Raw genomic sequence first — 25,648 nt, 5'->3', positions numbered from 1 at the left:
GTGGAATTAATCCCAGGTGTACAGTTAGCTAGGCTCCTAAAAGGCTCACGTCTTCTCAAAGAAGACGAAATTATAGGGTTTGGCCAAGGCGGCCTGAAAGAATATTGATCTATCTAACACATGGTGCGATAGTTTTATGCCATATTAAACGCATTCTTAGGTATCACTGTTTAGCACCTACTGGGTCATAGCTAATATGATTGCATGACGCTAAATCCATGGTACAAACTCGTTAACCAGTGCAAGCACACACTAACCATTCTATATAATGAGATAACACCCAATGAATATATTTAATAAAGTACTATTAGCCTCAACCTTAAGCATCGCAGCAGTGACGGGTGTAGCGCAGGCTAGTGACCTAACATGCAAGGTCAAAGGTGGTGATGATATTACTATGACTAATATTAATATTCTGCGTTCGAATGAGTCGATAGTTAAGATTGATGGTGGGTACGAGTCAGCTATACTCGGTAACATTTATCGAATCGATGGGGTTGATGGTCAAGACATTAGCGCAACGCCTACCTATCTTTCATACAACCAATATCCGTTAGCTGACCACAAGTTGTTTGCTACAGTACAAGTTTATGGCGAAGAGGCGGTTACAGGCCTTTGTATCGTGACTGATGTAATGTAAGCAGTAGAGTTTATCGCTTTTGTTGCAAATAGTGGTCAATGCGGCATCGACAGGCTCGGGAAAAACCTTAACTTAATTTGGCTCAAAATCAGCTGTTACGAACTTTCGTGATCTGCAATAAATAGCTCAAGTTCACGATTAAGCATGGATGAATCACCAGTATTGAGTTCGATCATTCGGCGAAGGTGACTGATGCTATCCACATCTATATGCTCACACCTGAGACCCAGATGGCCGGATTTTTGATGGATAAGGCGGGTCTCCATCTGCATCTCTATATCTGATCCCTGAAGAGTGAAATTGAGAATGATGGGCGCATTATCTATTGTAAAGGAGTCTGGTTCCTCAACGAGTGCACCATTGAGACTGAGATCGAGAATCTTGGTCGTCCAGACCTTATCTGCCTGAGTCAGCTGTGCGCCTGTGGCATACAGGATCCTTGAAAATTTACGTTTCTCGTCCATTACTCTTCCTTTATTAATCTTTAATCATAAATGCTTTAGCTCAGCTACAGCATGGCATTAGTGTAAGCATTTGCCAACTTATAATGAGTGTAAAAATTCTCAGCATTTTTATTAGGAAATAAGTAGCTTAAAAGAGGATAAACCAAAGGAAATATTGTCCAAGTCGCTATTTTCACTTTTGCTTATATGCAATTATGAAAAAATGTGAATAATGTAAGGTGAGAGATGTTTATTCGCTTTTCAAGACCCACTTTCATCAGGAGTGAGCCTTCGGCTCTAGACACTATGGCTAATTCAATTGCACACCCTACACCGCATACCGTATTGGTTGTCGATGACGAAGTCGTTATCAGAGCTCGTCTTAAAGGATACTTTGAGAAAGAGGGCTATCGCGTGCTCGAGGCCGAAGATGGTGAACAGATGTGGTATCAGTTCGGTCGCCAACACGTAGACCTGGTCATGTTAGATATCAATCTTCCCGGGGTCGATGGCTTAAGTCTGGCAAGAGAGTTACGTAGCCGCTCAGATGTTGGCATTATCTTAGTGACCGGGCGTGATGAGGCCATTGATAAGATTATTGGCTTAGAGATGGGCGCCGATGATTATGTCACTAAACCATTCGAACTGAGGGAGTTGTTAGTCCGAGTTAAAAACTTACTCTGGCGGATATCTTTAGTCAAGAAGGCCGAACTCGCCGTGATAGAACAGCTGGATGAGAACGATGATGTGATTGCTTTCGAGGGATATATTCTTGAACTCAACAGTCGCAAGCTTAGGCATGGTGACGAGATAATCAAACTCACCAAGGCCGAATTCGAATTGTTGACGGTTTTTACATTGCACCCCCAGCAAGTGCTATCGCGTGAACGCCTGATGCAGAATACCAGTCACAGAAACCAAGATGTCAACGACAGAACCATAGATGTGATCATCAGAAGGCTGAGAAACAAACTCAACCCTGAGCTGTTTACCACTATCCATGGTGAAGGTTACCTGTTCTCGGCAAAAGTCGAAGAGTAAATCCCAGGAACTAGGATCTAGACCCTAGTTCCTGGGATTTACCCTATATATCGGATAAAAATCTGCCGGTGCCAGGCTATTTTCGAGCTTATGTTTCTTCAACACATCACCTTGTAAGCCTTGGATCGGCGGGCCTATATCACCGAAGGGTTTAGCGCCTTCAAGCTCTCGAACGACGACATCGATCGCCAGTTTTCCTTGTAGTACCACAGAGTCATCAGAGCTGAACGCGACTCTGTTCCTGAACAAGCCCCTGAGCACGGCGGGGGACAGGTAACTGCTGACCAGCTTTATCTGGGGAGCAGGCTGAGAATTCCCCCTTAGTTGAGCCACTTCACTTAGCTGAGGCTCCTGCTCTGGCCGGGAAATAAGTGTCGAGCCATGGCGTGCCTGTTTGATGGCCAACTCTCCAACAGCCGCCTCGATAGCGACCGCACTACCTAAGATATAATCTGGTGTCTGGTCTTTGAGCAGGTGGTAGAGTTGATCTCGATAGAGGTTACGGTTGTTATCGGCATGACGGATAGAAGAGATGGTGATCTTGCTGCTTTTCGAACTGTTCTTAGCACTGTCACTCGAACTAGTCTTAGATGCTGGTTGCAGAGCCGCCACGATCCCTTCCTCGACCCAATCGCTGCCTCCCTGTTTTTCAGGGCCAGTCAGCAGGGCAACGTTTACCTGTTGAGCGTTACCCTGTTCGACATCTTGTTTGATAAAGTTGCCTGCAAACCAACCCATCTGGTACCAGTTGACACCGATGCGGGTCGTCACCTTGTGGCTGTCTATTCTGTTAACCAGAGCGATAACTGGCTTAGTGATGGGCTGGTGAAAAGAGGCGAGAAGTTTAGGATCCACAGTGCCAAGCAATATGGCATCATAATCGCCATCCATGCAGTGTGAAAGTTGACTGAGCTGCTTAACTTTTTTGTAATAGCTGCCAGCCTCGAAGAGCTCTAATGTTATATTCAGTGCTCGGGCGTGCTGCACCAAGCCATAATCTATGCCGATCCAGTAGGCGTCTTTAAGATGTGGCACCAGTGCACATATTTTCCAGGCTTGTTTGGCGCGCTTGAGAGGATAGTATGCTCGAGTTTTAGCCTGTTGGACTTTGACATTGAAGGGGCTGCGCTGCTCTAATGCCCAGGCCGAAGAGTTTGTGCTGGCATGGGCGAAATTACCGCTCATGCTGAAGAGCAGGATCGAGAATACTAATCCGGCTAGAGTGGTCGCACATCTACTCGTGTCGGTTCTTGTGCTTGATACTTTTGTCTCTGTGGTTCTGGTTACTTGGGTTTGAGTATCTTTAAGAATCGCACCGTGTTTCAGCGTCATTGCTATGTCATCATTGAAAGTAAAATGTCTAAATTTATTGTATCAGGTTAAGGGAAAAGATGCCTTTCACGCTATCGGGAAAGAGTTTAGTTGGACGTCTCATGTTGTCCTTCTGCTTGCTCGCCTTCTTGCTCATGTTACTCGTATCCGTGGGCAGCTTGAGCCTCTACTGGGTGAAAAAGGCGGATCAATTCCTCTACGATAAGGCGCTACCCGCATCACAGGCTGCGCGTAGTTTAGTGCAATCTTCCAATGCATTGGCTGAAAATGTACAGGCGCTTGGCACTGTCGAGGAGGAGGCGCAAAGACAGTTTATCGGTCGAATGCTGTCGATTAATAGCAGTAACTTACTCGGTGCCATTGCCAACCTTAAATCACTCGGGGTGCAGAAGGATCATAGGTTAGAGTTATCTGCCGGAGAGATCATTCATCAACTGGCCCGCTTAGGTAAGCAAGTAGGTAAGCGTTTGGAAGTGGCGGGGCAGTTGTCCCAAGTGGGCAAGGCTCTGGTTGAGTCTGCCAGTCACAGCACTGAGCTGCTCGAAGCCGAGCTAGCCGTGGTTGACTCGGCCATCTTGGCCAAGTTGAGTCTGGCTTATACGCAGATCGCCGGTCTGGTTAACAGTGCATACCTGCTGGACGCCGTGATTGAGCAGGATTTAGACATTCAGGAACGCCTCAACCGTGCGCTTAAGGTGATACATAATATTGCTTTGGTGGGCCAGTTGCTGCAATCGCCTGAGCATGAAACGGCTCTGGCAAGCTTGCTCAGTTCTATGTCACTGCAACCGGCTGACAGCTTGCCGGCAACTTATCAGATAATGAGTCCCTCTCAAGGCCAAGCTAACTTTGCGGATCTGAATAACGGCGGACCTCAAATCGATCTGATGGCATTGGAGTTACTCAAGGGCTTGATAAGAGACCCGGTCAGGGAGCATGAGTTGACCGCAGAGTTAGTGGTATTACGTCGGGTAGTCGAAGGGGTGGCGGCTCAGAGACAGTATGTTCACTTATTGAGGGAGCAGGATAAGCAGCTGAGATTACTCTCGGATAAGTTAAGCGGCTTAAACCGAACTTTAGACGCTGCCATGGCCAGTCAACAGGCCAAAGCCGAACTGGCTCGGGGAGATTACTTACGGCAACTCTTTTGGGCAAAAACGGGCCTTTGGACTACGGGAGTCTCGATGTTGCTGGTGATCTTGTTTGTCATGTACCGGGTTATCTATAGAGGCATCGCTGTCAGACTTAATGAGGCGACCCATGCTCTGTCCAGGTTGAGTCTGGGAGATACAGATGTGAGCCTCAATTCTCATGGCGATGATGAGTTAACTGCCATGGCCAATGCGATTCAAGCATTTAAGCAGAAGACGGCTCACAATCAAAAGCTACAGGCCCAGCTACTCGACACCGCAGCCGAGTTAACCCAGCATAAGGCCGAGCTGGAGAGCACCGTCGAGGCGCGAACTCAGGAATTAGCCATCGCCAACAGACAACTGGATGCCGAGGCCAGAGGTCACGCTCAAGCCAGAAAGATGGCAGAGCAGGCGAGTCAGGCCAAGTCACTGTTTCTAGCCACTATGAGTCATGAGATCCGCACGCCACTCAATGGCCTGTTGGGTACCTTAACCTTACTAGGCCACTCAGACTTGCCCTTAGCCCAGAAGCAGATGTTGGCTCTGTCCCAATACAGCGGCACCTTGCTGCAAACCGTGCTTAACGATATTTTGGATTTCTCCCGGTTAGAGCAGGGCAAGCTCACTAATGAAACCAGGCCTGTGGCCATCAATGAACTCATCGATGAGGTGGTGGCTATCATGCTTGCCGGGGCCGGTCTCGCTGGTTTGCAGTTGGTGCTTGAGAGCCCGCGCTTACCCGCATGGGTCAGCTTAGATGGCCCCAAACTTCGCCAGGTGCTGTTTAATCTTATTGGTAATGGCATTAAGTTTACCCCGGAGGGGGAGGTGAGGCTGAGAGTCTCCTTCGATGAAACTCAATTGCATTTCGAGGTGATAGATACCGGTTTAGGTATAGGTGATGATGCCATGCCACACCTGTTTAAAGCCTATAGCGCTCAGCTCAATAAAGGGCGCTCCAGAGGAACAGGTCTGGGGCTGGCTATCAGTAAAGAGCTGGTGGACTTGATGAAGCAGGCCCCGACTTCACTCGAAGTTTCAAGTGAGGCGCGACAAGAAAACACACAAGAGCGGGCTTGCCAAGTCAATTCTCAGACGGATTCCCTTTGGGTTAAGAGTCAGTCGGGGCGTGGCAGCAGTTTTGGCTTTAGCTTGCCACTGATAGAGTGTCAGCGAGTGAATGATAGCGGCGCTCAGGACCTGGAAAATGTGGCGAAGAAACGTGTCTTAGTGGTTGAGGATAACAAGGTCAATGCCATGGTGGCCCAAGGGTTCCTGGCCCACTTAGGTCATGAGTCTGTCCTAGCGAGTAGCTGTGAGCAAGCGCGTAAATTATACCGTGAGAATACTGCTGATGAATTTGATGCCATCATGTTGGATATTCAGTTGGGAGATGGCTCAGGGTTTGAGCTAGTCAGTGAGTTAAGAGCGGTTGAGCATAAGGTGGATCACCGAGTGCCGATAGCCGCATTTACCGCTCAGCTTCAGGCCGATGATCTCTCTCATTATCAGCAGGCAGGCTTCGATATCGTGTTAGGCAAACCGCTCAACATGCAATCTTTGGCCGCCTGGATAGGCCTGGCGAGTGAAGCAAATGTCGAAGACGCAGAAAATGTTGCAGCAGCCGAGACGCGAACCGCAGCAAATGCAGCAGATGAGATATCTCAGCTATTGGATCTGACTCAGATAGATCAAGATATCGAATATCTGGGACAGGAGGCGGTGACAGACATGCTGGCGCTGTTTATTGACTCGAGCCAGGCTCAGGTCTCTGAGCTGCACTTCTATACCGCCGACAGCCCAAGGTTACTCCATGCCCTCAAGGGCAGCAGTGCGAGCATGGGACTACTAGCCCTGTCTAAGCTGTGTCAGTCACTGGAAAAAATCCAGTATCGAGCCTGCCAACATGAACAAGTGGTCAGCAGCTTAACTCGCTCAGTAGAAGCGCTTCGAGCTTATCTGGAAGCATAAGAAGTGTTGTTTGCAGAGCGGAGACTTTAAGTCTGTGAGTTAATGCTTGAAGATGAAGTTATATGCAGTTAAATCTTTATTTTTGTTGTATTTATGTTGGTTTTTTTATGTTTACAATCTCTGAGGGTATTAAAAATAAGATAGAATACTTGGTAATGAATTGTTTAATGGCTTCGCTCTATCTAATAAGGTATTTATGACAAGGTTTAAGGTTTAAGGTTTAAGGTTTAAGTTTTTGGTTCCTCTATTCTTATTGCTAACAGCTTGTTCAAGTATGTCGCCGATAGAAAAAGTAAGTGAAAGTGAGTCAAATTTTAAAGATGCTGTATTTGAAGGAAAGGATTTTTATATTTCAGAAGAAATATTAGGGGAGAGATACCGAGTATTTCATCAAGCATCAACAGGCTTTAGTGGCACATCAGGAATAAGAAGAAGTGCGACGCAAAGAGCTAATAGTTTTTGCCAAAAAATTGATCTTAATAAAATGATGTTAACGGTTTCAGAACATACTGCTTCACCACCATATATTTTAGGGAACTTTCCTCGCATAGAAATCATATTTGCTTGTGTTGATAGAAAAAGTGCCCAAACAAGCATAGCTACTACTGATAAATATGATCTCCTTACTAAAATTAAAGATCTCTTAGATAAAGGTGCTGTTAACACAGCAAGAGTTTGAAACGGAAAAGAAAAAATACTTGCTGAAAAGTAATTCAGGTTAGGGGTTGGTTTAGTTTAAATCCTTATTTTAGTTAAACAGTGGTACAATTTGCGGCAGTTTCTTTGTTGCTTTAATCTAGGTATTTCCCCGTATGTCTGAACACGCCGACTCTGCTGCTAATCATGGATTTTCATCCTTATCCCTAAGACCAGAATTGCTGCAGGTTTTGACTGCATTAGGCTACAGCCAGCCTACACCTATTCAGACTCAGGCTATACCGGCCATTTTAGCCGGGCAGGACATCATGGCCGGAGCCCAAACCGGCTCGGGGAAAACCGCCGCATTTTCGCTGCCTATTCTGCATAAGTTAACTGAACCGCTACTCAGACTAGATGAAAAGAACCAACAGGAGTCTGAGGCACCATCTTGTTCTCAAGTTCCGGCCATTCGAGCCATTCGAGCCCTAGTGTTGACGCCAACCCGAGAACTGGCTTTGCAGGTCCATGGGAGTTTCGTTAAATACGCTAAGCTGACTCAGCTAAAATCGGCTCTGGTATATGGCGGCGTCAGCATAGATGCTCAGGCTCAGATTTTAGCGGCCGGAGTCGATATCTTGGTTGCAACCCCAGGACGTCTGCTGGATCACTTAAGGCGTGGCTCTATGAGCCTTAGTGAACTTGAGTTTTTGGTATTCGATGAAGCCGACCGCATGTTAGATATGGGCTTTAAAGACGAGATAGATGCCATCGTCAAACAGTTGCCAAAGACCCGCCAAACCTTGTTGTTTTCTGCCACCTTCGACGAATCACTCTATGGCTTGAGTCAATCACTATTACGCGATCCTAAACGTATCGAGGTGGGTGAGCGAAATGCCGCGGCTGTGGAAATTGAGCAGCGGGTTTATGCCGTCGACAGTGACAGAAAGCTTGCCTTAATCACTCATCTTATCGAGTCGGGTAAGTTACAGCAGGTACTCATCTTCAGCCGTAAGAAGGTGGCCGCCGATAAGCTGGCCGCTAACTTAACCAAGGCGGGAATTGGGGCTCAGGCTTTTCATGGTGATCTCTCCCAGGGCGCACGGGAAAAGGTGCTGCAAAGTTTTAAGGATGGTGAAGTTCGCGTGCTGGTGGCCACAGATGTTGCTGCAAGGGGGATCGATATTATCGACCTTAACTATGTGGTCAACTATGAATTGCCCTATAAGGCCGAGGATTATGTTCATCGTATCGGCCGCACGGGCCGCGCTGGTAATAAGGGCGTTGCCATCACATTACTCTGTCGTGAAGATGAGCATCTGCTCGAAGAAGTCGAAGTTGTGCTCGATAAGCGACTGCCTCAGCAATGGTTAGCAGGCTTTGAGCCTGATCTGACTAAGAGTGTAGATACACCCAGGAAAGGGGGGCGAAATGCCCACAAGCAGCGCGCCAAGAAGCGAGCTAATGGCGGCAGGCGAGGTCGTTAATACCTAGTAAATACTAGAGTCGATGCTTCATATTACTGATAGCCTGTCGGGGGAAATGACCCCCGCAGGGAGTATGCCTTGCTAGATCGTGCATGTTTGGCCATAACTTATAGCTTAGAACTTAGAACTTAGAACTTAGAACTTATAGCTTAGAACTTAGAGATTCAGATCACCAAATAAAACCTGTATCTGAGCTCCTTGTTTAAAACCGGCTGAGGATCAATTTTTCAATCTAAGTAAGCTGTTAGTCTCATCTCCCGTTTGTGAACAGAAACGGAGCCTCACATGTCTAACCCTACCCATAATGATAATACCTCATCGATTGAAGCTGTTAATCGTTGCGTGAATAAGCGCATCAGTACCCGCATTGCACAAGTTCCATTAGCGAGTTTCATCTTCAATGCATCGGGCCCACGTTGTACCGAAGAAGATGAACTTAACTTGCTTGGCGCCTCTGCCTCGGCGGCCATAATGACCAAATCCTGCACCTTAGAGCCTAGGCAGGGCAATGCCGAGCCGAGATACCAAGCTTTGCCTCTGGGCTCGATACAGTCTATGGGATTACCTAACTTAGGTTATCAGGCATATCTGGAGATGCTGCCTAGGTTAAAGCAAGCTATCTCTCCCCAAACCAACAAGCCGATAGTGGTGAGTGTCTCTGGCTTTAGCCTCGCCGATAACCTGACCATGGTTAAAGCGTTTCAAGCCAGCTGCGCCGACCTTATCGAAGTTAATTTTTCTTGCCCCAATATCGAAGGCAAGCCTCAGGTCGGATACGATTTTGAGCAGACTGAACGGGCATTGGAGCAATTATGCCAGCTAGGCAGTAAGCCTATAGGCTTAAAATTGCCACCTTATTTCGATTTTTCCCATTTCATCACCATGGCTAATATCATCAAGAAGTTTCCGGTACGCTTTATCACCTGCATCAACTCCGTGGGTAACACCTTAGTGATTGACCCGGAAACCGAGAGTGCCATCATCAAGCCAAAGGGCGGCTTCGGCGGCTTGTGCGGTGATTACATCAAGCCTATCGGTCTTGCCAATGTTAGGGCTTTTAGTCAGCTTCTGCCTTCTAGCATAGATATCATCGGAGTCGGCGGTATCAAAACCGGCACAGATGCTTTCGAATATCTGCTGGCTGGCGCGTCGGCGGTACAAGTTGCGACTTGTTTCGAGAAGGAAGGGATCGAGTGCTTCGATAGGATAGCTAAGGAGCTCGATAGCATAATGGCGGCTAAGCAGTATTCAAGCATAGCGGCCGCCAAGGGCAAGTTGAAAATGATTTAATGCATCAAGAACCTAGATCCTAGGATCTTTGTAGCAGATTTAACGTTCTTCTGTTAATCCGGTTAAGTCTGAGTTGACCCAAGATTGTGTTAAACGGGCTAATGCGCAGTAAAAGTCACCACTGTCACACTGAGTCACTTTTGCGGCAAACTTGCCTAGCCAGCTGTTGAGGTATGACTCGATAAAGCTGAGCTGTTCCTCGTCGCTAGCCGATAAGCATAGATGCTCAACATAGGCCAAGATCACCGCTAAGTGATCCGCAGGCTCTGGGAAGCTGGTTTGTACCTGCAGCTGGCTCTGTTTAAGAAACTGCAGCATCAGCTGATGCTGCTCACCAAATAGCAAGGGCTGATCGCCAGCCTTAGCGCTCTTGCTTATATCTTGGAGATAGAGGCTGGCATAGGGTGAGGCACTGTGTTTGGTGCCCACCAGAAACAGGCCGCAATAATCGGCGGCAAGCTCCATCAGAGCCTTATCTGAGGTTAAGCTTTCCAGCACGCTAACCATGGCATCGACATCTCGCTTAAAGCTTGGCTCACTGGCGAGCTGAGCCCAGAATGCCTTGGCAGGCTCACTGGTCAGCTCATGGAGCAGTTGATGATCGATCTCCTTAGCAAACAAGGAGGAGAGCAGGCGATAGACCATGGCTCGTGCTTTATTCATGTCGGTGTTATTCATCTGTTCTTCTGATATTGCCGGTTTAGTCATGCTGTTTTCCATATTATCGTTATCCTGTGCTGGTTATACCAAGGTCTCAACCGGGCCATCGAATGAACTGACCTGAGGAAGCTTGCCACGGAACTTCTCAAACTCAACCTGGCAAGTATAAGCGGCGCAGGCTTGAGCGAGCTTAGAGGTGCCGATATCTTGGGTTAGCGTGTTTGGATCGCCATAGCTACACAGGGCGCCAACTTCGGCTCCGCCTTCCTTGCTGCCATCTTTACCAACCGGGCCATACCAGGCGCCTTCGTGGATACGTATGATGCCTTTGGGGAAGCTGTCCGATATCACAGCGCCGGCAAGTAGTTGACCACGGTCGTTAAACACCCGCACGATATCGCCATCCTTGATGCCACGAGACTTGGCATCTTCGGGGCTCAGGTATACCGGCTCACGGCCTTGAACCGTATAGGTTTCACGGTACTCTTGCGATTCACACATCTGTGAGTGTAATCGCTTATCCGGATGACATGACTGCATCCAAACCGGGAATTTATTTGAACCCGGACCGCCATGGCTACGTTCTGTCTTCTCCATCCAGGTAGGATGGCCTGGACAATCATCATAGCCAAATTGAGCTATCTTGCGGCTGAAAATCTCGATCAGTCCCGATGGGGTGCCCAGAGGATTGATTTCAGGATCTTCTCTGAAGTCCGCGTGACGGGTCCAGGGTTTACCTTCACCGAAGTGAACATAACCATCTTTCCAGAAGGTATCGAAGTCCGGCATAGCAAACTTGCCGGCATTGGCCTTTTTACAATCGTTATACAGCTTCTTCAACCAGTCCAGCTCGTTCATGTCGCGGGTATATTCTTTCTCTTTACCCATGATCGCAGCGAAACGGGTGAAAATTTCGAAGTCAGACAGACTCTCGAACAGGGGCTCGACCATCTTATGCATCGCCAGTATGCCACGGTTAGCATAGCTGCCGTACACATCGATATCGTTACGTTCGAGTGTGGTACAAGCTGGCAGGACTATGTCGGAGAAGCGGCAGGTGGCGGTCCAGTTTATGTCGATAGTGACCACACACTCAAGCTTATGGAACGCCAGTTTCATCTTGTTTCTGTCTTGATGATGGTTCCAGGGATTGTTGCCCGAGAACACCATCATCTTGATATCCGGGAAGGTGACCTTAGATCCGTTGGCATCGATAGTCTTGCCGGGTTGCATAATTGCGTCGATCCAGCGGGCAACCGGAATGGTGCTGCTGGCGCCCTTGAAATCATTGCTATCGAACAGCGGCTGCTGATCTTCATCCAGATTACGTGGAAATGCTCCGGGTGCGGCGGCGCCCGATGAAGGCACGCCAATACCAGAGTAGTGGTGGCCATAGCTGATGCCTCCGCCGGGTAGGCCTATTTGGCCTATCATGGTGGCCAGAACCGCCGCCATCCAGTAAGGCTGCTCGCCGTGTTGCTGGCGCTGAATACACCAGCCCATCATCAACTGAGTGCGGCCTTGTGTCATTACCTTAGCCAGATCGCGGATGATCTCTGGGGTTACCCCTGAGATTTGACTGGCCCATTCAGGCGTCTTGGCCACGCCGTCGCTCTCACCGAGCAGGTATGGCAGGAATCTGTCGAAACCTAGGCTGTAACCATCGATAAACGTCTTATCGTGTAAACCCTGGGTAACCATCTCATGGGCGATACCTAACATCAGTGCCACATCTGTCTGCGGGTTGACGTAGAGCTGCTCACAACCCAGGTATTTCTGGGTCTTAGTGACCACAGGATCTATGCTGATCACGCGTATCTTACCTTGCTTAACCTTCTCTTTGAGCTGAGCAAGATAAGCGAAAGACTCATGGGTCTCGGCGTTCCAGCCCACCTGCAGGTTCTTGTAAGGATCGTTTGACCACAAGATGATGGTCTTAGATTCTTCGAGGATCAGTGACCAGGAGGTGCCCTGGGCATAGACTTCGGTGGAGCCCAAGATGTAAGGCATGATGGTTTGGCCAGCACCGGTGGAATAGTCGCCAATCTTCTTGACGAAGTTGCCGTGCATACCGATGGCGCGTTGCATATGGCTGGTGCTCGAATGCAGTTGCCCGGTGGCGCGCCAGCCGGTTTGCCCCGCATGCAGGCCAGATGGACCGTACTTAGTCTGCACCTCATCGAGGGAATCTTTCAGCAGGTTCAGTGCCTTGTCCCAGGTGACACGCACGAAGCGAAAGTCGCCGCGTTGTGTGGTGTCACTCTTATGTCTGTTTAGTAGAAAATCGAGACGCACCATAGGGTAGCGCACCCGAGATGGATTATAGACCAGCCCCTTGATGCCGTTGATCATATCCGTAGGATACTTGTCTAAGTCGAATGGCTTAACCTGATCGATGACGCCGTTCTTACGTTTTATCTTAAACGCGCCAAAGTGAGTGCCCGTGGTTAACCAGCCATCTTTCGACTTAGGGCCTGAAGCGGCCAGGGCATTGAGTGGTGCCAGTACCGATGCGCCGCTTAGGACCACATAAGATGTCGATACAAGTCCTTGTAAAAAGTGTCTTCTGTTCATAGTTCCAGTCCTTAATCCTAGTTAATGCGCTGACTTGTCGAAAGTCGATGAATGGGTTTGCAGGTACTTCTGCACTAAGGCTTGGGTATCTTGGTCCATGTTGACGAAGGCTATCATGCCCTGGAACATTCCCGGCCAGCTGTTGGCATCGAAGTGTTTCTCGTCAGGCTGGGTGTGGCACACGCTACAGCTGGTGGAATATGTCTCACGGGCATAGTCCCACAGAGGTTGAAGATCTGAGACCAGATAGTCTTTTTCTGTCCATATTTTAGCCTCGACACGTTGCCAAGTCAGACCTGTCATAGGATCTTCCTTCTCTTCGAAGACCTGCATCACGCCCTCTTCGAGGGCCGCATCTTTGCTCAATTGCGCCGACAGTATGTTGAGGCCGAAATCGTAGTAGATGACGCGACCGACGCCGACCTTCTTACGCCAGCCGTCTATGCCTACCTTGACGCGGTTGCCTTTGATCTCCAGTACCTTGACCTTAGTGGCTATGTTCAGTGTTCCCGCTTCAACGTCTGTGTGATCGTTGTAGAATAGTGGCTTAGTCAAGGCGGTGAAGTAGAACTTCTCGGTCTGCAGTGACCTTTCACCCGAGCCAACTTGAGCGATGAGCTCAGGGGCACGTGCGGTGCCCATATCGGGTAGCTTATGTGCGATCCCCTTGTGACAATCGATACAGCTTTGATCTATCGCAGCGGCTCGCTTCATCTGCTTCTGAGCCAGTTTTGACATGTCTTGCCACTTCATCGAGTCGTAGTTATGACAGTTTTTACAGGCGAGAGAGTTATCTCGATCGAATCGTTGCCACTCTCGGCTGGCCATCTCGAGGCGTTTATCTTCAAACTTCTCCGGGGTATTTACCGTCTGTAGCATCCAGCCCCACATGTCGTGAGAGGCCTCAATCTTACGGGCAATCTTACGGCTCCAGTTGTGTGGTACATGGCAGTCTGGGCAGGTGGCCCGCACGCCGGAATGATTCGACCAGTGCACGGTTTCCTGTAGTTCCTTGTATGGCATGCTCTCCATGCTGTGACAGCTGATACAGAACTCTTCGGTATTGGTCATCTCAAGAGCCGTGTTAAAACCGCCCCAGAAGATGATACCCATGAGAAAGGCCGAGAAACTGACAGTGCCTAAGGTTAGGTACTTGGCAGGTTGGGTCAGTGTGCGCCAAATGTTGATAAACCACTTCATAACAGCATCCTTTAAATCTTAAAATTTGTTTCGTCGTTTGAGTTTGTTTTACGTGTTATTAAATCGCGATTAGTGGCCGACGACTCCACCAAATGCCTGGATCATCCAGATAATGAAGCCATAGGCACTGATGCCTGTGATGGTGACGATGGGAAACAACAGGAAGATGATAAAACCTAGGGCTCTGAGCTCCTTGGTTTTAACTTGCTTGGCTGATTCTGATGACGTTTGCTGTGTCATAGCGGACTCTCTCTAGTGATCTTATCTGCGATGACATCAATATAGAGCAGGAATATGAACAGGAGTGATGCATGGAATGAATGAGTTTTGACAAAATATGAAGAAATATGAACAAACAAGCAATGATACAAATGGCAGTAAGAATATTGCTGTTTTGGCCTCAGGCGAAGAGCATGAAAAATAAGGCTGATGAAAATCCATAACAGAATAGTCGCACTCTTGAACATAGCGTCTTGGACAACGAGCATGGTGCTCTGGATTTTGTCTTTCCACACCGACACCACGATTGTGTCTGCAATACATAAACCAACTCCGCCGCACAGACCGATAATGGTCATGGCAATCATCACCACACTGATAGCCGCTGCTAAGTTTAGCATTGGTTGGAGAGTCGGTGCCCGCAGCTTGGGCCAGAATGACATCGTGCAATTTCACATACTTCTGGGTCGCGCCTAAGCTTCCCACACGTATGATGCGCTTCACGCCCAAATCATTAATCAGCTAAATGTCTTTAATGCCTCGATAGTAAGACTGTCTGAAACAAGGGGATTAGGACAAAAGTCCGCATGGAGTGCAAAAAAGTTGATTATTCCTATCCAGAATAATTCAGTGCTGTGGATATGGAATGCTTAACGGGAGGCATGAGTGTGACTCATTCGCTCAATAAGAACTTAAAAGGCCGCTCTTAGAACAGAGCGGCCTTTATATGTTGGACTCATTCGATATCTAGCCTTAGTTAGATCTTATAGCTAATGCCAAACTTCAGCGTTCTTGGCTTGCCCACATTCACTTCACCGTTTTCACCGCCACCTAAGTAGTCGGTATCGAACAGGTTCTCTATTTTCAGTCTTAGCTGCAGGTCGTTTCCGGCCACGGGCAGTATGTAGCTGATGCCAGTGTCGATACGGGTGTAGGCAGATTTTTCGAAAGTGTTATCGGCGTCGCCGAAACGGGCTCCTTCGTAGAAGGCACCTAAGTTGAAGGCGGCGCGATCAGTGATCGAGTATTTGGCCCAAATAGAGGCTGTCCACTCGGGGACATCTGCGGGACGATTTCCTTTCACTTCCAAGTCGTTGTGTTGTTCAAATTCTGCATCCAGGTACATCATTGAGGTGATGAGTGACAGATCATCGGTTATCTGTCCGATGGCTCCTAGTTCGAATCCTCGATGACGCTGTACGCCGCCTTGGGTGGTGATTGGGTTGTCCTTATCTACACCCAGATTGAGCACTATGTTCTCCCGCTTGATATCGAACAGCGCGGCACTGAGGCGCAGCTTACCAGACAGCAACTCCCACTTGGTGCCCAGCTCATACATCTCGCCCTTGATTGGATCCAGCTCCATGCCTTCGTTGGCATCTGTATCATCCATTACTCGACCCTGTGGCTCGAAGCTCTCGCTGTAGTTGGCGTAGATAGAGGCATAATCTGTAGGGTGGTAGATGATCCCCAATTTAGGCAGTAGCGACTGACTGTCCGCATCGGTTTTTTCTTGCTTGTCGTAACGTACCCCAAGGAGTAGCTGCCACTGATCGTTGAAGGTGATCAGGTCTTGGGCGAATACACCATAGTATTTGTAATTCTCTGTTTTTGACTTGCCGTTGGCGTAGTCCAGATCGGGCTGAGGGATGATGATGCCGGCATCGATATTGCCAGAATCCATCTTACCTTTGACTTTTAGTGAGCTGTACTCGTGCTTGAGATAGTTACCACCGACCAGCATGTCGTGTTGCATGCCGCCAACTTCGACTGTGCCGACTAAGTCAAAATAGAATGACTGCTGCAGCCAATCTTCCAGCTTGTTATAGGGCTTGTTCTTGTAGCTTCCGCTATCAGGATCGTAGCTGCCAGTCTGGGGCTTGCTCTCCCAACGCTCACGCTCGTTATGTTGCTTGTTGTAGCCCGCATCTATATTCCAGTCGTCGGTTAACTGGTAGCTAATATCGGCGCCATAGTTCTCGCTCTGAGCATCGATCTTGGTCCAGGGCATATCCCAGATGGTTTCACTGCCGCCGATGACATTGCCTTGGTCATCGACAAGAGAGCCGCTGTCTTGGCCCGCCACTTCATCTGAGGTGTCATAGTGTAGTGACAGGGTGAGATTGTCACCAATGTCGAAGTCTGTCATCAGGCTGCCGACGAAGAAGTCACTCTCCTGTGCGCTGCCATCTTGGTATTCGCGCCAGTTGTTATTGTCTTGCTTCTCGACAATGGCGCGGTAACGTATGGTTTGTGCTTCATTTAAGCTGCCACCTGCATCGAGCATGCCTCGCAGCGAGCCATTGTCATCACCTTTCACACCGATTTCTAAAAATGAATCATAGGTTGGTTTCTTGGTAACCAGGTTAACCAGACCGCCGGGAGTAGATTGACCATAGAGCAGACTGGATGGGCCTTTGAGGACTTCGATACTATCCACTAGAGCCATAGGTAAACGGTATTTAGAGAAGTGCTGATGGCCATCTTTAAGCAGGTTAGTGCTCTCATCTAAGCTAAAGCCTCGCAGGCTAAATCTCTCTCTGTCGGTGGTGACACGGCCGATAGATACACTGGCGTCATTTCTCAGTGCATCGCCCAAGGTGAGGATCATCTGGTCATCCATGATCTCAGCTGGGATCACGGTCACCGACTGAGGAGTATCAAGTAGAGACACGTCCGAGCGCATGGCGGCGTGAGCCTGATCAGTTTTGTAATGCAGCTGGCGACCAACCACTGTGATCACCTCGATATCCTGACTGGCTTGGACATTGCTGGCCACTAGGGTCTCATCTGGAGCTTCATTGACTTGTGGGGCGGCGAATGCTGTTGAGTGAAGAATACCAGCGATGACGGCAGAGATTAATTTAACTTGGGTCTTCATAGAGTAAACCTAAATGACTCAAAGTGTGCGCTGCCTTTCCCTAGGCATCATAGATAAAAAGTGATGGCCGTATCATGTTCTACGCGCAGTAATGAGATGTTTATGTGAATGTAAGATCAATTATCGCGGATGTTAATGCTAATCAATCTCACTATCAAGAGTTGCAGTGTAAAGATGGAACTTGTATAACTGTTATTGTTCGAATTGTGAAATGTGTCACAAGCGTTGCAACTCTCGATTATTGTCTCAGACGGGATGATTAGTCAGTGGCTTCTAAATTAGTGATGGCCGACTAAATGGGCATTAAGCATCAGATCACACTCAGTTAATTTTCCCCGGGAAAGTAAGCCGGTTACTTATGTGCTTAGGAATAACTTTTATTGTTTAAATAGAGCTGATTATGAATAAGTTGAGCTGCCAGCCTAAAATAGCCTGAGGGGAGCCTCTAGCTTATCGTCCTGGTAGATCTGAGTAATCCTGCCCGATTGAGACATATCAAGCAGTACCCGGCTGAGTTCGGCATTAACTTTAGTATTGGCAGATAGCTTAGATAGGCCGTAAAAAATACCAATATTTTGCTTATGCCTATAGTCGGCATAAGCAAAATCGGTAAAGTTTATCTGTTTGAAGGCTGATTCGATGGAGTCTTTGTCGAGTACAACCATGACGTCGAAGCGATGAGCCGCAAACATGCTGGACATGTTTCTGTCATCGAGCAGTAATATGTAGTTCAGTGATTGCAGAGCATACCGCAGATAGGATATTAGCTCATACTTAATTGCCATATGATGTACCAATACTGTTCCGTTAGCTTGATTACTACCCCCTAAAAGTATAAATATGCTTATTAATCTGCTATGTGCTTGATAAATGTTCATGCCCAGGTCGATTAATGAACAAGCTTGACCCTTGCCGGTGAATAGCGATAATGATGCACCTCGTTTTACCTCCAATATATTACCGATAAATGCGTCTCGATAAATTCCTCTGCAAGAGTACAGATTTCACCCGTGTCGAATCAATTGACTTGATTGAGGCCGGGAAGGTACGGGTTAACGGGATTGTTATTATCACGCCCCAGACGCAAGTACATGAAAACAACAGCATCATGTTATCTGGTCAGCGCCTGGTTGCCAGGCCTTCGCGCTATATCATGTTGCATAAGCCAATTAATACACTTTGTTCCAACGTCGATGGCGACTATCCATCGGTGATGAACTATATCCACATGGACAGAGCCGAGGACCTGCATATCACAGGTAGACTCGATGCCGATACAACAGGCCTCTTGCTGCTCACCGATGATGGACGTTGGTCGTTTAACATCATTAACCCTAAGTATCACTGTGAGAAAACCTATCGGGTGACTCTGCGAGATCCTATCGAAGAGGAGGATATCGATGAGCTGGTATCCAGATTCGAACAGGGACTGCAGCTGCAGGGCGAAAAATCCCTGACGCTAGCCGCTAAACTTGAGGTTATTGCTCCCCATCAGGTGTTGTTAACCCTCAGCGAGGGACGCTATCACCAAGTCAAACGTATGTTCTTTACCGTGGGGAACCGTGTGGTCGGCTTACATCGACAGCAGGTAGGGAAGCTGAGCTTAGATATAGAGCTTGGTGAGTGGCGATATCTGACAGAAGATGAAGTCAGTGGGTTTAACTGCTATGAGTCAAGTATCAGCTAGTCTCTCTGTTTAGTGTGAGAACGACCATTACTCTTTTGACTATTACTTCTTTGGCTATTACTTTTGTGATTAGCATTTTTTTGATTATGCACCTTAGGGTGAGACGGAGCTGAGCTTCTCATCTGAGTTGGCTTCTGACTCGACTTCGTTTGGACCCGGTTGTAATGTGATGCCTTGTTCTGTTGTGAGTTTAAGTTATTGTGCGCCTTGTGAGCTGGCTTATGACTCGACTTCGTTTGAACCCGGTTGTAACGTGATGGCTTGCTTGATACCTGTTGCAATCTTTGCTGTGTTTGAGCGTGATTATTGCCTCCCTTGTGCTTATTCACCCCACGGTCGCTGACCTGCATGTTTCTCTTGTGGTGCATCTGGTTGGCAAACTTCTGCTCCCTCTGTTTCGCTATCTGTTTGTTGTAATGGCTTAGGTTATTCACCCTTGTTGCGCGTGTAGTATGGATAGATTTTGAGTGAAGCTTATTACTCGTGCTCGAATGTTTGATTGCGTGACGATCGGCCTGACGTACCTGCTTGCTATATAGCGTGCTCGGACGATGGCTCTGGTATCTATGTTTCACTGCTGGAGTGCGATAAGCGACGCCGCGGCGATGTGCAGGTTTATGCTGCCATCTCTGTGCGCCATGACTGGTCACGATACGGCCATGGTGACGATAGTGATGGGCATTTTTATGGTGAACGACCACTACATGTCGCTGGTGCCAATGAAAGGCGCTAAAATAGTAATTAAAAGAGATATGAACGCCACTGTGCCAGTAAAAATGACCATAGGGTGGACGTACATAATAAGGATAGGGTGCCCAATATACCGGTGGGTAGTTATACCAGGCCCAATGACCATAGACGACTCTTGGGTCGTAATAGGGCACGTAGACTATCTCTTTTTGGATAGGCTCTATGATGATCTGATTATCGACGCGGCTTACCGACATGTTCTCCATCTCGGCTAAGCTGTTTGCTTCATCGGCCTGATGTCTTAATGTCTGAATGCTAGCCAGCATCCTCTCTTCATCTTGCAAGAAAGCATCGCCTAAATCTTGTGTCCACTCTAAATCTTCACTGAGTTTGTCGAGCACAGTAGGAAAAGCCAGTAGGGCGGTGACACTGGGATCCCAGTCCTCATCTTCGGCCTTCTCCATTAACTGTGCTGTAGGCAGTAGTTTGTTTTTGCTCTGTAAGCGTTTAGCCTGCACGATTTCCAGTGGGTAGGTCGATGCGATAAGAATATGAGTCAGTAGGCTATCCGGATACAGGGCGATAGGCGCGAGCATCTGCGCCAGCTCGGCTTCACTGAAGCTGGCCTCTGGTTCGTTAGACTCGGCTTGTGCTTTTGACAGAGTAGCAAACAGCGTAAGGGTGAGAATCATACACAGGGCTATGATCCCCCGAGTTCGATTTTGTCGAGTGTGCATATTCATATCGTCTCCAAACAGCTATTTTTGATTGTGTATCAATTATAAAGAGGCGAAGATGAACGTAAGCTGAAAGTGATTATAGTTCGATAGAATGAGCCTCATGGATGTTGATGCTGCAAAAACATACCTGCTAAATAAACCTGAAACTTATCTTAGATGGCTCAATTCCCCGTGTGGAGATTGAGCGCATGATAGATAATTCATTAAGCTGGTGGTGAGTAATACCATTCCATATAAGTATCTGGTCAGTTCAGAGACTCTCAGTTTTTTCAATTCAAGGCGCATTGATGAGGAAATGGTTATTCCCTTTTAAGTCAATGCAACACCGAAGTGGAAACGCTGAGAGCCTCACGCAGTGCGGCTGATGTTTAAAGCAAAGGGCAAAGCCCTTTATGTTACGTTGAATGTTCTCGATATACGACTGCATGGTCTATTTTGTTCCATACAAAATAAGACATTTCCCTGACCCATAGGGATATGGGAAATGTCTTGAAAGCGTATGGAACGCTTAAGACCATGGAGGTCAGATGCAGGAGGTACGAGCCCATGGACGGGTGAAGGTAGAATAATGCAGGAGCAATTATCGAGAGCAACGCAGGAGCTTGTTGCCGAGAATAACTATTAGCTTCAAACATCCGCAAGCCACATGGATGTGGTGAATGTCTATATTGCACGACTATAGGGATATAGGAGGTAGAGTAACGCAGGAGCAGTTACCGAGGAGTAAATATAGACCTTGCCTACAGCGCTTTGAACTCCCGCTGAATGATCAGATACTTACTCGGAATGGTATAAGATGACCAAGAAAGATCAGGCTTCTATTTTACTTCATCTTTAACTCTGGCTAGGAGAGCATGAGCCTGCAACTTGCAAGCTCATTGGCTCATTGGCTCATAGTATCTAGGTCACTTATAGCGTCACGCGACTGCCATCGTATAGGCCACAGATTAATGTGTCTTGCCCTTCATTTGGCGCGATTAACAGCAGCTCGCCGGATTGGCAATTCTTGATGCTCGAATCGACCGCCAGAACCTTATTGTTAAATAAGCCTAACACTCCAGTCTGTGAGGTGTGGCCGACGACGACATGTTTCACATCAAAATAAGCCAATACTCTATCGATTTTACTGGTCTATTTACTCATGCGCTTGTACTTGAGGCGATGAGGTTCGATTGCATCTGTGCCTAAGGTATCTTTCAACCAAGTGGTGTACTCGGTGTAGTTTCCTTCGTAGAAATTTACCTGACCTTCGTCGCGGTAATCTAAGATATGGGTGGCGACGCGATCGAGGAACCAGCGATCGTGAGAGATGATCATGGCGCAACCCGGGAACTCGAGTATTGCCTCTTCCAGTGCGCGTAGGGTCTCGACGTCGAGATCATTGGTGGGCTCATCGAGTAACAAGACGTTGCCGCCTGACTGGATAAGTTTCGCCAAATGTACTCGGTTACGTTCACCGCCAGATAGGCTGCCGATGATCTTCTGCTGATCGCCGCCACGGAAGTTGAAGCGGCCCACATAGGCGCGGCTTGGAATTTCAGTGTTGTTGATGCGCATGATATCTTGGCCGCCGGAGATCTCCTGCCATACGGTTTTCTTATCATCCATGGAGTCACGGAACTGGTCTACTGAGGCAAGTTTTACACTCTCGCCAATTTCGATTGTGCCACTGTCTGGCTGCTCTGCGCCGGTGATCATCTTAAACAGGGTCGATTTACCCGCGCCGTTGGCACCGATAATGCCGACGATGGCGCCCTTGGGTACCGAGAAACTCAAGTTATCTATGAGTACCCTATCGCCATAGGACTTAGTCAGGTTCTTCACTTCGATGACCTTGTCGCCCAGACGTGGTCCGGGTGGAATGAACAGCTCGTTGGTCTCGTTACGTTTCTGGTAATCGCTGGAATTAAGTTCTTCGAAGCGTGCCATACGCGCCTTGCCTTTCGACTGACGGCCCTTGGCGCCTTGGCGTATCCACTCGAGTTCCTTGGCGATGGTCTTCTGGCGCGCGCTTTGAGTGGCGGATTCCAGCTTGAGACGGGCATCTTTCTGTTCAAGCCAAGAGGAGTAGTTACCTTCCCATGGAATACCTTCACCACGATCCAGCTCTAAGATCCAACCTGCGGCGTTATCGAGGAAGTATCTATCGTGGGTGATGGCCACAACAGTGCCTGTGTAGTCTTTGAGGAAACGTTCCAGCCAGGCGACCGATTCGGCGTCTAGGTGGTTGGTTGGCTCATCGAGCAGTAACATGTCTGGTTTTTCCAGCAGCAGGCGACAGATGGCGATGCGGCGGCGCTCACCACCGGATAGCACTGCTATCTTTTGATCCCAGTCGGGAAGACGTAGGGCGTTAGCGGCGCGCTCTAAGATGTTATCCAGATTGTGGGCATCTTGAGCTTGTATGATGGCTTCCAGCTGACCTTGCTCTTTGGCCAATGCATCGAAATCGGCATCGGGCTCGGCGTACAGGGCATAAACTTCATCTAACCGAGTCAGGGCATTCTTAGCCTCAGAAACCGCTTCTTCGATGGCTTCGCGCACGGTTTGATTTTCATCGAGCTTAGGCTCCTGGGGCAGGTAACCAATTTTAAGACCCGGCATCGGGCGCGCTTCACCCTCGATGTCGGTGTCGATACCGGCCATGATGCGCAATAGGGTGGACTTACCCGAGCCGTTAAGGCCTAAAACACCGATTTTTGCGCCGGGAAAGAAGCTAAGAGAAATATCTTTAAGAATTTGCTTTTTCGGCGGCACAATCTTGCCGACTCTAAGCATGCTATATACGAACTGAGCCATGATGAATTCACTGGGTGACTAAATAATGACGCAATTCTACGCGAAACTGTACTGAACTTAAATGGCACATTTAGATTCAGTGTTCTGCTTCTTGAGACGGCATTTGAACGGAAATTAAATTTTGTTATTTAACTTTGTATTAAAGGATGAATATTGAACGGAACAATAATATCTCAGTGGCTGGCTAGTACCCTGATGCTCTTCTCTTGTGCCATTTCTGCCGTTCCTCAAGCGAGCGATATCTCGTTAGACAAAAATAGTGTTCTCTTTGCTGAATCGCTTGAGTCTCATACCGAGAAAGATTGCTTGAGGGCCATGACAGAAATTACTCTGGTACTCGCACTGGGGGAAATCCTCTATATCGGTCCGTCCATGGGAGCCGAATATGTCAGCATGGGGCAGGAAGCCGATGAAAACTTTTATGCCGTTATAAACCTTCGCCAGTCGAGATTATATCAACCAATATCATAGCTATTGGGGCAGTAAATCTGTGCTTTGAGAGGGGGGCTATGGCTATGCAATGGGCCACACAGTTAAGTTGACAATGGAAGCGCGTTATGTCGATATCTTGTTTGGTGCATCGATTAAATCTCACCGTTGGAATTCTATCGATTGGTGGTGAGATAGCGAACAAATAACTTTTTTATTGGGTTTGATTCGACTTTTTTTAATGAGCTCAATCAAGTTTTGGCATTAAAAAAGAAACACTCATAGCCTCTACTCCTAATTTCACTGTTAATTTGAGCCAAAAAACATGAATTATTCTCATGGTAAAAAGCAAGTTATTTCATGCGGTAAATACTGGGATTGTGATCGATAGCAGAGTAGACTACCGCGCAACCCTACCTAATAAGAAATGACAGCTGGAGTGACTAATGCTGAAAAAAGATATGAATATCGCGGACTATGATCCACAACTGTTTAAAGCGATTGAAGGTGAGACTCGCCGCCAGGAAGAGCATATCGAACTTATCGCTTCAGAAAACTACGCGAGTCCTCGTGTTCTTGAAGCACAAGGTTCTCAGCTCACTAACAAGTACGCCGAAGGTTACCCAGGTAAGCGTTACTATGGCGGTTGTGAGTATGTAGATATCGCAGAAGAGTTGGCTATCTCGCGCGCTAAAGAGCTTTTCGGTGCAACTTATGCCAACGTGCAGCCACACTCTGGTTCACAGGCAAATGCCGCAGTATTTATGGCGCTACTTCAAGGCGGCGACACTGTACTGGGCATGAGTCTGGCTCATGGTGGTCATCTGACTCACGGTTCACACGTTAGTTTCTCCGGTAAACTGTATAATGCGGTGCAATACGGTATCGATGAGATTACGGGTAAGATAGATTACGCCGAAGTTGAGCGCCTGGCTATCGAGCATAAGCCTAAGATGATCATCGCAGGTTTCAGTGCTTATTCAGGTATCATCGACTGGAGCAAGTTCCGTGAAATTGCCGATAAAGTCGGTGCTTACCTGTTCGTCGATATGGCACACGTTGCCGGCCTGATTGCTGCGGGTATCTACCCGAACCCTCTGCCACATGCGCACGTTGTCACGACCACAACCCATAAGACCTTAGCCGGTCCGCGTGGTGGTTTGATTCTTTCGGCTATCGATGATGAAGCTATCTACAAGAAGCTAAACTCTGCGGTATTCCCTGGTGGACAAGGTGGTCCCTTGATGCACGTTATCGCTGCTAAAGCGGTGGCATTTAAAGAAGCTCTAGAGCCAGAGTTTGCTGTATATCAGCAGCAAGTCGTCGTTAATGCCAAGGCTATGGCAAAGACCTTCATCGAGCGTGGCTATGATGTGGTTTCTGGCGGTACCGATAATCATCTATTCTTACTGGACTTGATCAGCAAAGATATGACGGGTAAAGATGCCGATGCGGCGCTGGGCCGTGCTAACATCACAGTCAATAAGAACTCGGTACCAAACGATCCACGTTCTCCATTTGTGACTTCTGGTCTGCGTATCGGTTCTCCTGCTATCACTCGCCGTGGCTTCAAAGAAGAGCAAGCAGTTGAGCTGACTCACTGGATGTGTGATGTGCTCGATGACATCACTAATGAAGGCACTATAGAAGGTGTTAAGAAGCAGGTTCTGGAACTGTGTGCTAGGTTCCCTGTTTACGGTTAACCTTTAAGGTTAATTCAGGTAAACTTCAATGGCCGCGACTTAGCGGCCATTTTTGTTGGTTTTTTCGTTAGAGCAAAAATATTATTAGGTTTT

20 protein-coding genes and 2 pseudogenes are annotated in these 25,648 nt (G+C 47.9%); 9 read left to right on the top strand and 13 right to left on the bottom strand.

Features of this window, described 5'->3' with window-relative positions; all coding sequences use genetic code 11:
• Positions 1–283: 283 nt before the first annotated feature.
• On the top strand, positions 284–640 hold the full coding sequence (locus tag KT99_RS07510; protein WP_005498574.1) for a hypothetical protein: 357 nt from the start codon (positions 284–286) through the stop codon (positions 638–640).
• 95 nt (positions 641–735) lie between these two features.
• On the opposite strand, the gene KT99_RS07505 is transcribed toward KT99_RS07510, so the two are convergent.
• Positions 736–1,104 (bottom strand): PilZ domain-containing protein, encoded by a 369-nt coding sequence (locus KT99_RS07505; RefSeq protein ID WP_005498572.1) that lies wholly within the window; start codon positions 1,102–1,104, stop codon positions 736–738.
• Positions 1,105–1,389: 285 nt separating this feature from the next.
• Between KT99_RS07505 and torR the strand changes: the two genes are divergently transcribed.
• Positions 1,390–2,124, top strand: coding sequence for a two-component system response regulator TorR (torR, locus tag KT99_RS07500; protein ID WP_005498570.1), 735 nt, complete (start codon positions 1,390–1,392; stop codon positions 2,122–2,124).
• A gap of 24 nt (positions 2,125–2,148) precedes the next feature.
• Here torR and torT read toward each other — a convergent pair whose 3' ends face one another.
• Positions 2,149–3,456, bottom strand: a complete 1,308-nt coding sequence (gene torT, locus KT99_RS07495; protein WP_005498568.1) for a TMAO reductase system periplasmic protein TorT — start codon at positions 3,454–3,456, stop codon at positions 2,149–2,151.
• A 59-nt stretch (positions 3,457–3,515) separates the two neighbouring features.
• Here torT and torS point away from each other — a divergent pair, with 59 nt between their 5' ends.
• From torS to KT99_RS07475, 4 genes are all read left to right on the top strand, one after another.
• A complete protein-coding gene (gene torS / locus KT99_RS07490) occupies positions 3,516–6,560 on the top strand; it encodes a TMAO reductase system sensor histidine kinase/response regulator TorS (RefSeq protein WP_005498566.1) in 3,045 nt (1,014 codons plus the stop codon).
• 274 nt (positions 6,561–6,834) lie between these two features.
• The gene (locus KT99_RS20075) at positions 6,835–7,239 is read left to right on the top strand and encodes a hypothetical protein (RefSeq protein WP_005498565.1); all 405 of its coding nucleotides are present in this window, start codon (positions 6,835–6,837) and stop codon (positions 7,237–7,239) included.
• Between the two features lie 133 nt (positions 7,240–7,372).
• Complete coding sequence (locus KT99_RS07480; RefSeq protein WP_005498561.1) at positions 7,373–8,683, top strand: DEAD/DEAH box helicase; 1,311 nt, start codon at positions 7,373–7,375, stop codon at positions 8,681–8,683.
• Positions 8,684–8,968: 285 nt separating this feature from the next.
• Complete coding sequence (locus KT99_RS07475; protein ID WP_005498559.1) at positions 8,969–9,973, top strand: dihydroorotate oxidase; 1,005 nt, start codon at positions 8,969–8,971, stop codon at positions 9,971–9,973.
• 39 nt (positions 9,974–10,012) lie between these two features.
• On the opposite strand, the gene torD is transcribed toward KT99_RS07475, so the two are convergent.
• The 8 genes and pseudogenes from torD to KT99_RS07440 all read right to left on the bottom strand — a co-directional run bounded on the left by torD (position 10,013) and on the right by KT99_RS07440 (position 18,292).
• A complete protein-coding gene (torD, locus tag KT99_RS07470; protein ID WP_040571718.1) occupies positions 10,013–10,651 on the bottom strand; it encodes a molecular chaperone TorD in 639 nt (212 codons plus the stop codon).
• 63 nt (positions 10,652–10,714) lie between these two features.
• The gene (gene torA / locus KT99_RS07465; RefSeq protein WP_005498554.1) at positions 10,715–13,207 is read right to left on the bottom strand and encodes a trimethylamine-N-oxide reductase TorA; all 2,493 of its coding nucleotides are present in this window, start codon (positions 13,205–13,207) and stop codon (positions 10,715–10,717) included.
• A 21-nt stretch (positions 13,208–13,228) separates the two neighbouring features.
• A complete protein-coding gene (torC, locus tag KT99_RS07460; RefSeq protein WP_005498552.1) occupies positions 13,229–14,407 on the bottom strand; it encodes a pentaheme c-type cytochrome TorC in 1,179 nt (392 codons plus the stop codon).
• Positions 14,408–14,476: 69 nt separating this feature from the next.
• Complete coding sequence (gene torE / locus KT99_RS07455; RefSeq protein WP_005498551.1) at positions 14,477–14,647, bottom strand: trimethylamine N-oxide reductase system protein TorE; 171 nt, start codon at positions 14,645–14,647, stop codon at positions 14,477–14,479.
• Entirely contained in the window at positions 14,644–15,069 is a 426-nt protein-coding gene (locus tag KT99_RS23535; RefSeq protein ID WP_005498549.1) for a hypothetical protein, read from the bottom strand. The genes torE and KT99_RS23535 overlap by 4 nt, the downstream gene beginning before the upstream one ends.
• Positions 15,002–15,148: pseudogene (gene deoD, locus KT99_RS23385) on the bottom strand (purine-nucleoside phosphorylase); the annotation flags it as partial. The gene KT99_RS23535 and the pseudogene deoD, both read right to left, overlap by 68 nt.
• A 235-nt stretch (positions 15,149–15,383) precedes the next feature.
• Positions 15,384–17,507 (bottom strand): TonB-dependent siderophore receptor, encoded by a 2,124-nt coding sequence (locus tag KT99_RS07445; protein WP_005498547.1) that lies wholly within the window; start codon positions 17,505–17,507, stop codon positions 15,384–15,386.
• A 422-nt stretch (positions 17,508–17,929) separates the two neighbouring features.
• A complete protein-coding gene (locus KT99_RS07440) occupies positions 17,930–18,292 on the bottom strand; it encodes a hypothetical protein (protein WP_157752190.1) in 363 nt (120 codons plus the stop codon).
• A 182-nt stretch (positions 18,293–18,474) separates the two neighbouring features.
• Here KT99_RS07440 and KT99_RS07435 point away from each other — a divergent pair, with 182 nt between their 5' ends.
• Positions 18,475–19,194, top strand: coding sequence for a pseudouridine synthase (locus KT99_RS07435; protein WP_005498543.1), 720 nt, complete (start codon positions 18,475–18,477; stop codon positions 19,192–19,194).
• Here KT99_RS07435 and KT99_RS07430 read toward each other — a convergent pair.
• The 3 genes and pseudogenes from KT99_RS07430 to ettA all read right to left on the bottom strand — a co-directional run bounded on the left by KT99_RS07430 (position 19,191) and on the right by ettA (position 23,423).
• Positions 19,191–20,627, bottom strand: a complete 1,437-nt coding sequence (locus KT99_RS07430) for a DUF3300 domain-containing protein (protein ID WP_100067629.1) — start codon at positions 20,625–20,627, stop codon at positions 19,191–19,193. The two genes, KT99_RS07435 and KT99_RS07430, sit on opposite strands and share 4 nt — an antisense overlap.
• A 906-nt stretch (positions 20,628–21,533) precedes the next feature.
• Positions 21,534–21,752: pseudogene (locus KT99_RS07425) on the bottom strand (metallophosphoesterase); the annotation flags it as partial.
• A 3-nt stretch (positions 21,753–21,755) separates the two neighbouring features.
• Positions 21,756–23,423, bottom strand: a complete 1,668-nt coding sequence (gene ettA / locus KT99_RS07420; protein WP_005498538.1) for an energy-dependent translational throttle protein EttA — start codon at positions 23,421–23,423, stop codon at positions 21,756–21,758.
• A 153-nt stretch (positions 23,424–23,576) separates the two neighbouring features.
• Here ettA and KT99_RS07415 point away from each other — a divergent pair, with 153 nt between their 5' ends.
• Together KT99_RS07415 and glyA are read left to right on the top strand one after the other, a co-directional pair.
• On the top strand, positions 23,577–23,894 hold the full coding sequence (locus tag KT99_RS07415; RefSeq protein WP_040571709.1) for a hypothetical protein: 318 nt from the start codon (positions 23,577–23,579) through the stop codon (positions 23,892–23,894).
• A 404-nt stretch (positions 23,895–24,298) separates the two neighbouring features.
• The gene (glyA, locus tag KT99_RS07410; RefSeq protein WP_005498534.1) at positions 24,299–25,555 is read left to right on the top strand and encodes a serine hydroxymethyltransferase; all 1,257 of its coding nucleotides are present in this window, start codon (positions 24,299–24,301) and stop codon (positions 25,553–25,555) included.
• Positions 25,556–25,648 lie beyond the last annotated feature (93 nt).

It is taken from the genome of Shewanella benthica KT99, from assembly GCF_000172075.1.
Lineage (GTDB): Bacteria > Pseudomonadota > Gammaproteobacteria > Enterobacterales > Shewanellaceae > Shewanella > Shewanella benthica_A.
This window is presented reverse-complemented; position numbering and strand designations above follow the sequence as displayed.

Bases quoted from the DNA above. Each gene is read 5' to 3' on its own strand.
- KT99_RS07510 (WP_005498574.1), top strand. From the start codon at position 284: ATGAATATATTTAATAAAGTACTATTAGCCTCAACCTTAAGCATCGCA.
- KT99_RS07505 (WP_005498572.1), bottom strand. From the start codon at position 1,104: ATGGACGAGAAACGTAAATTTTCAAGGATCCTGTATGCCACAGGCGCA.
- torR (WP_005498570.1), top strand. From the start codon at position 1,390: ATGGCTAATTCAATTGCACACCCTACACCGCATACCGTATTGGTTGTC.
- torT (WP_005498568.1), bottom strand. From the start codon at position 3,456: ATGACGCTGAAACACGGTGCGATTCTTAAAGATACTCAAACCCAAGTA.
- torS (WP_005498566.1), top strand. From the start codon at position 3,516: ATGCCTTTCACGCTATCGGGAAAGAGTTTAGTTGGACGTCTCATGTTG.
- KT99_RS20075 (WP_005498565.1), top strand. From the start codon at position 6,835: ATGTCGCCGATAGAAAAAGTAAGTGAAAGTGAGTCAAATTTTAAAGAT.
- KT99_RS07480 (WP_005498561.1), top strand. From the start codon at position 7,373: ATGTCTGAACACGCCGACTCTGCTGCTAATCATGGATTTTCATCCTTA.
- KT99_RS07475 (WP_005498559.1), top strand. From the start codon at position 8,969: ATGTCTAACCCTACCCATAATGATAATACCTCATCGATTGAAGCTGTT.
- torD (WP_040571718.1), bottom strand. From the start codon at position 10,651: ATGAATAACACCGACATGAATAAAGCACGAGCCATGGTCTATCGCCTG.
- torA (WP_005498554.1), bottom strand. From the start codon at position 13,207: ATGAACAGAAGACACTTTTTACAAGGACTTGTATCGACATCTTATGTG.
- torC (WP_005498552.1), bottom strand. From the start codon at position 14,407: ATGAAGTGGTTTATCAACATTTGGCGCACACTGACCCAACCTGCCAAG.
- torE (WP_005498551.1), bottom strand. From the start codon at position 14,647: ATGACACAGCAAACGTCATCAGAATCAGCCAAGCAAGTTAAAACCAAG.
- KT99_RS23535 (WP_005498549.1), bottom strand. From the start codon at position 15,069: ATGTCATTCTGGCCCAAGCTGCGGGCACCGACTCTCCAACCAATGCTA.
- KT99_RS07445 (WP_005498547.1), bottom strand. From the start codon at position 17,507: ATGAAGACCCAAGTTAAATTAATCTCTGCCGTCATCGCTGGTATTCTT.
- KT99_RS07440 (WP_157752190.1), bottom strand. From the start codon at position 18,292: ATGGCAATTAAGTATGAGCTAATATCCTATCTGCGGTATGCTCTGCAA.
- KT99_RS07435 (WP_005498543.1), top strand. From the start codon at position 18,475: ATGCGTCTCGATAAATTCCTCTGCAAGAGTACAGATTTCACCCGTGTC.
- KT99_RS07430 (WP_100067629.1), bottom strand. From the start codon at position 20,627: ATGAATATGCACACTCGACAAAATCGAACTCGGGGGATCATAGCCCTG.
- ettA (WP_005498538.1), bottom strand. From the start codon at position 23,423: ATGGCTCAGTTCGTATATAGCATGCTTAGAGTCGGCAAGATTGTGCCG.
- glyA (WP_005498534.1), top strand. From the start codon at position 24,299: ATGCTGAAAAAAGATATGAATATCGCGGACTATGATCCACAACTGTTT.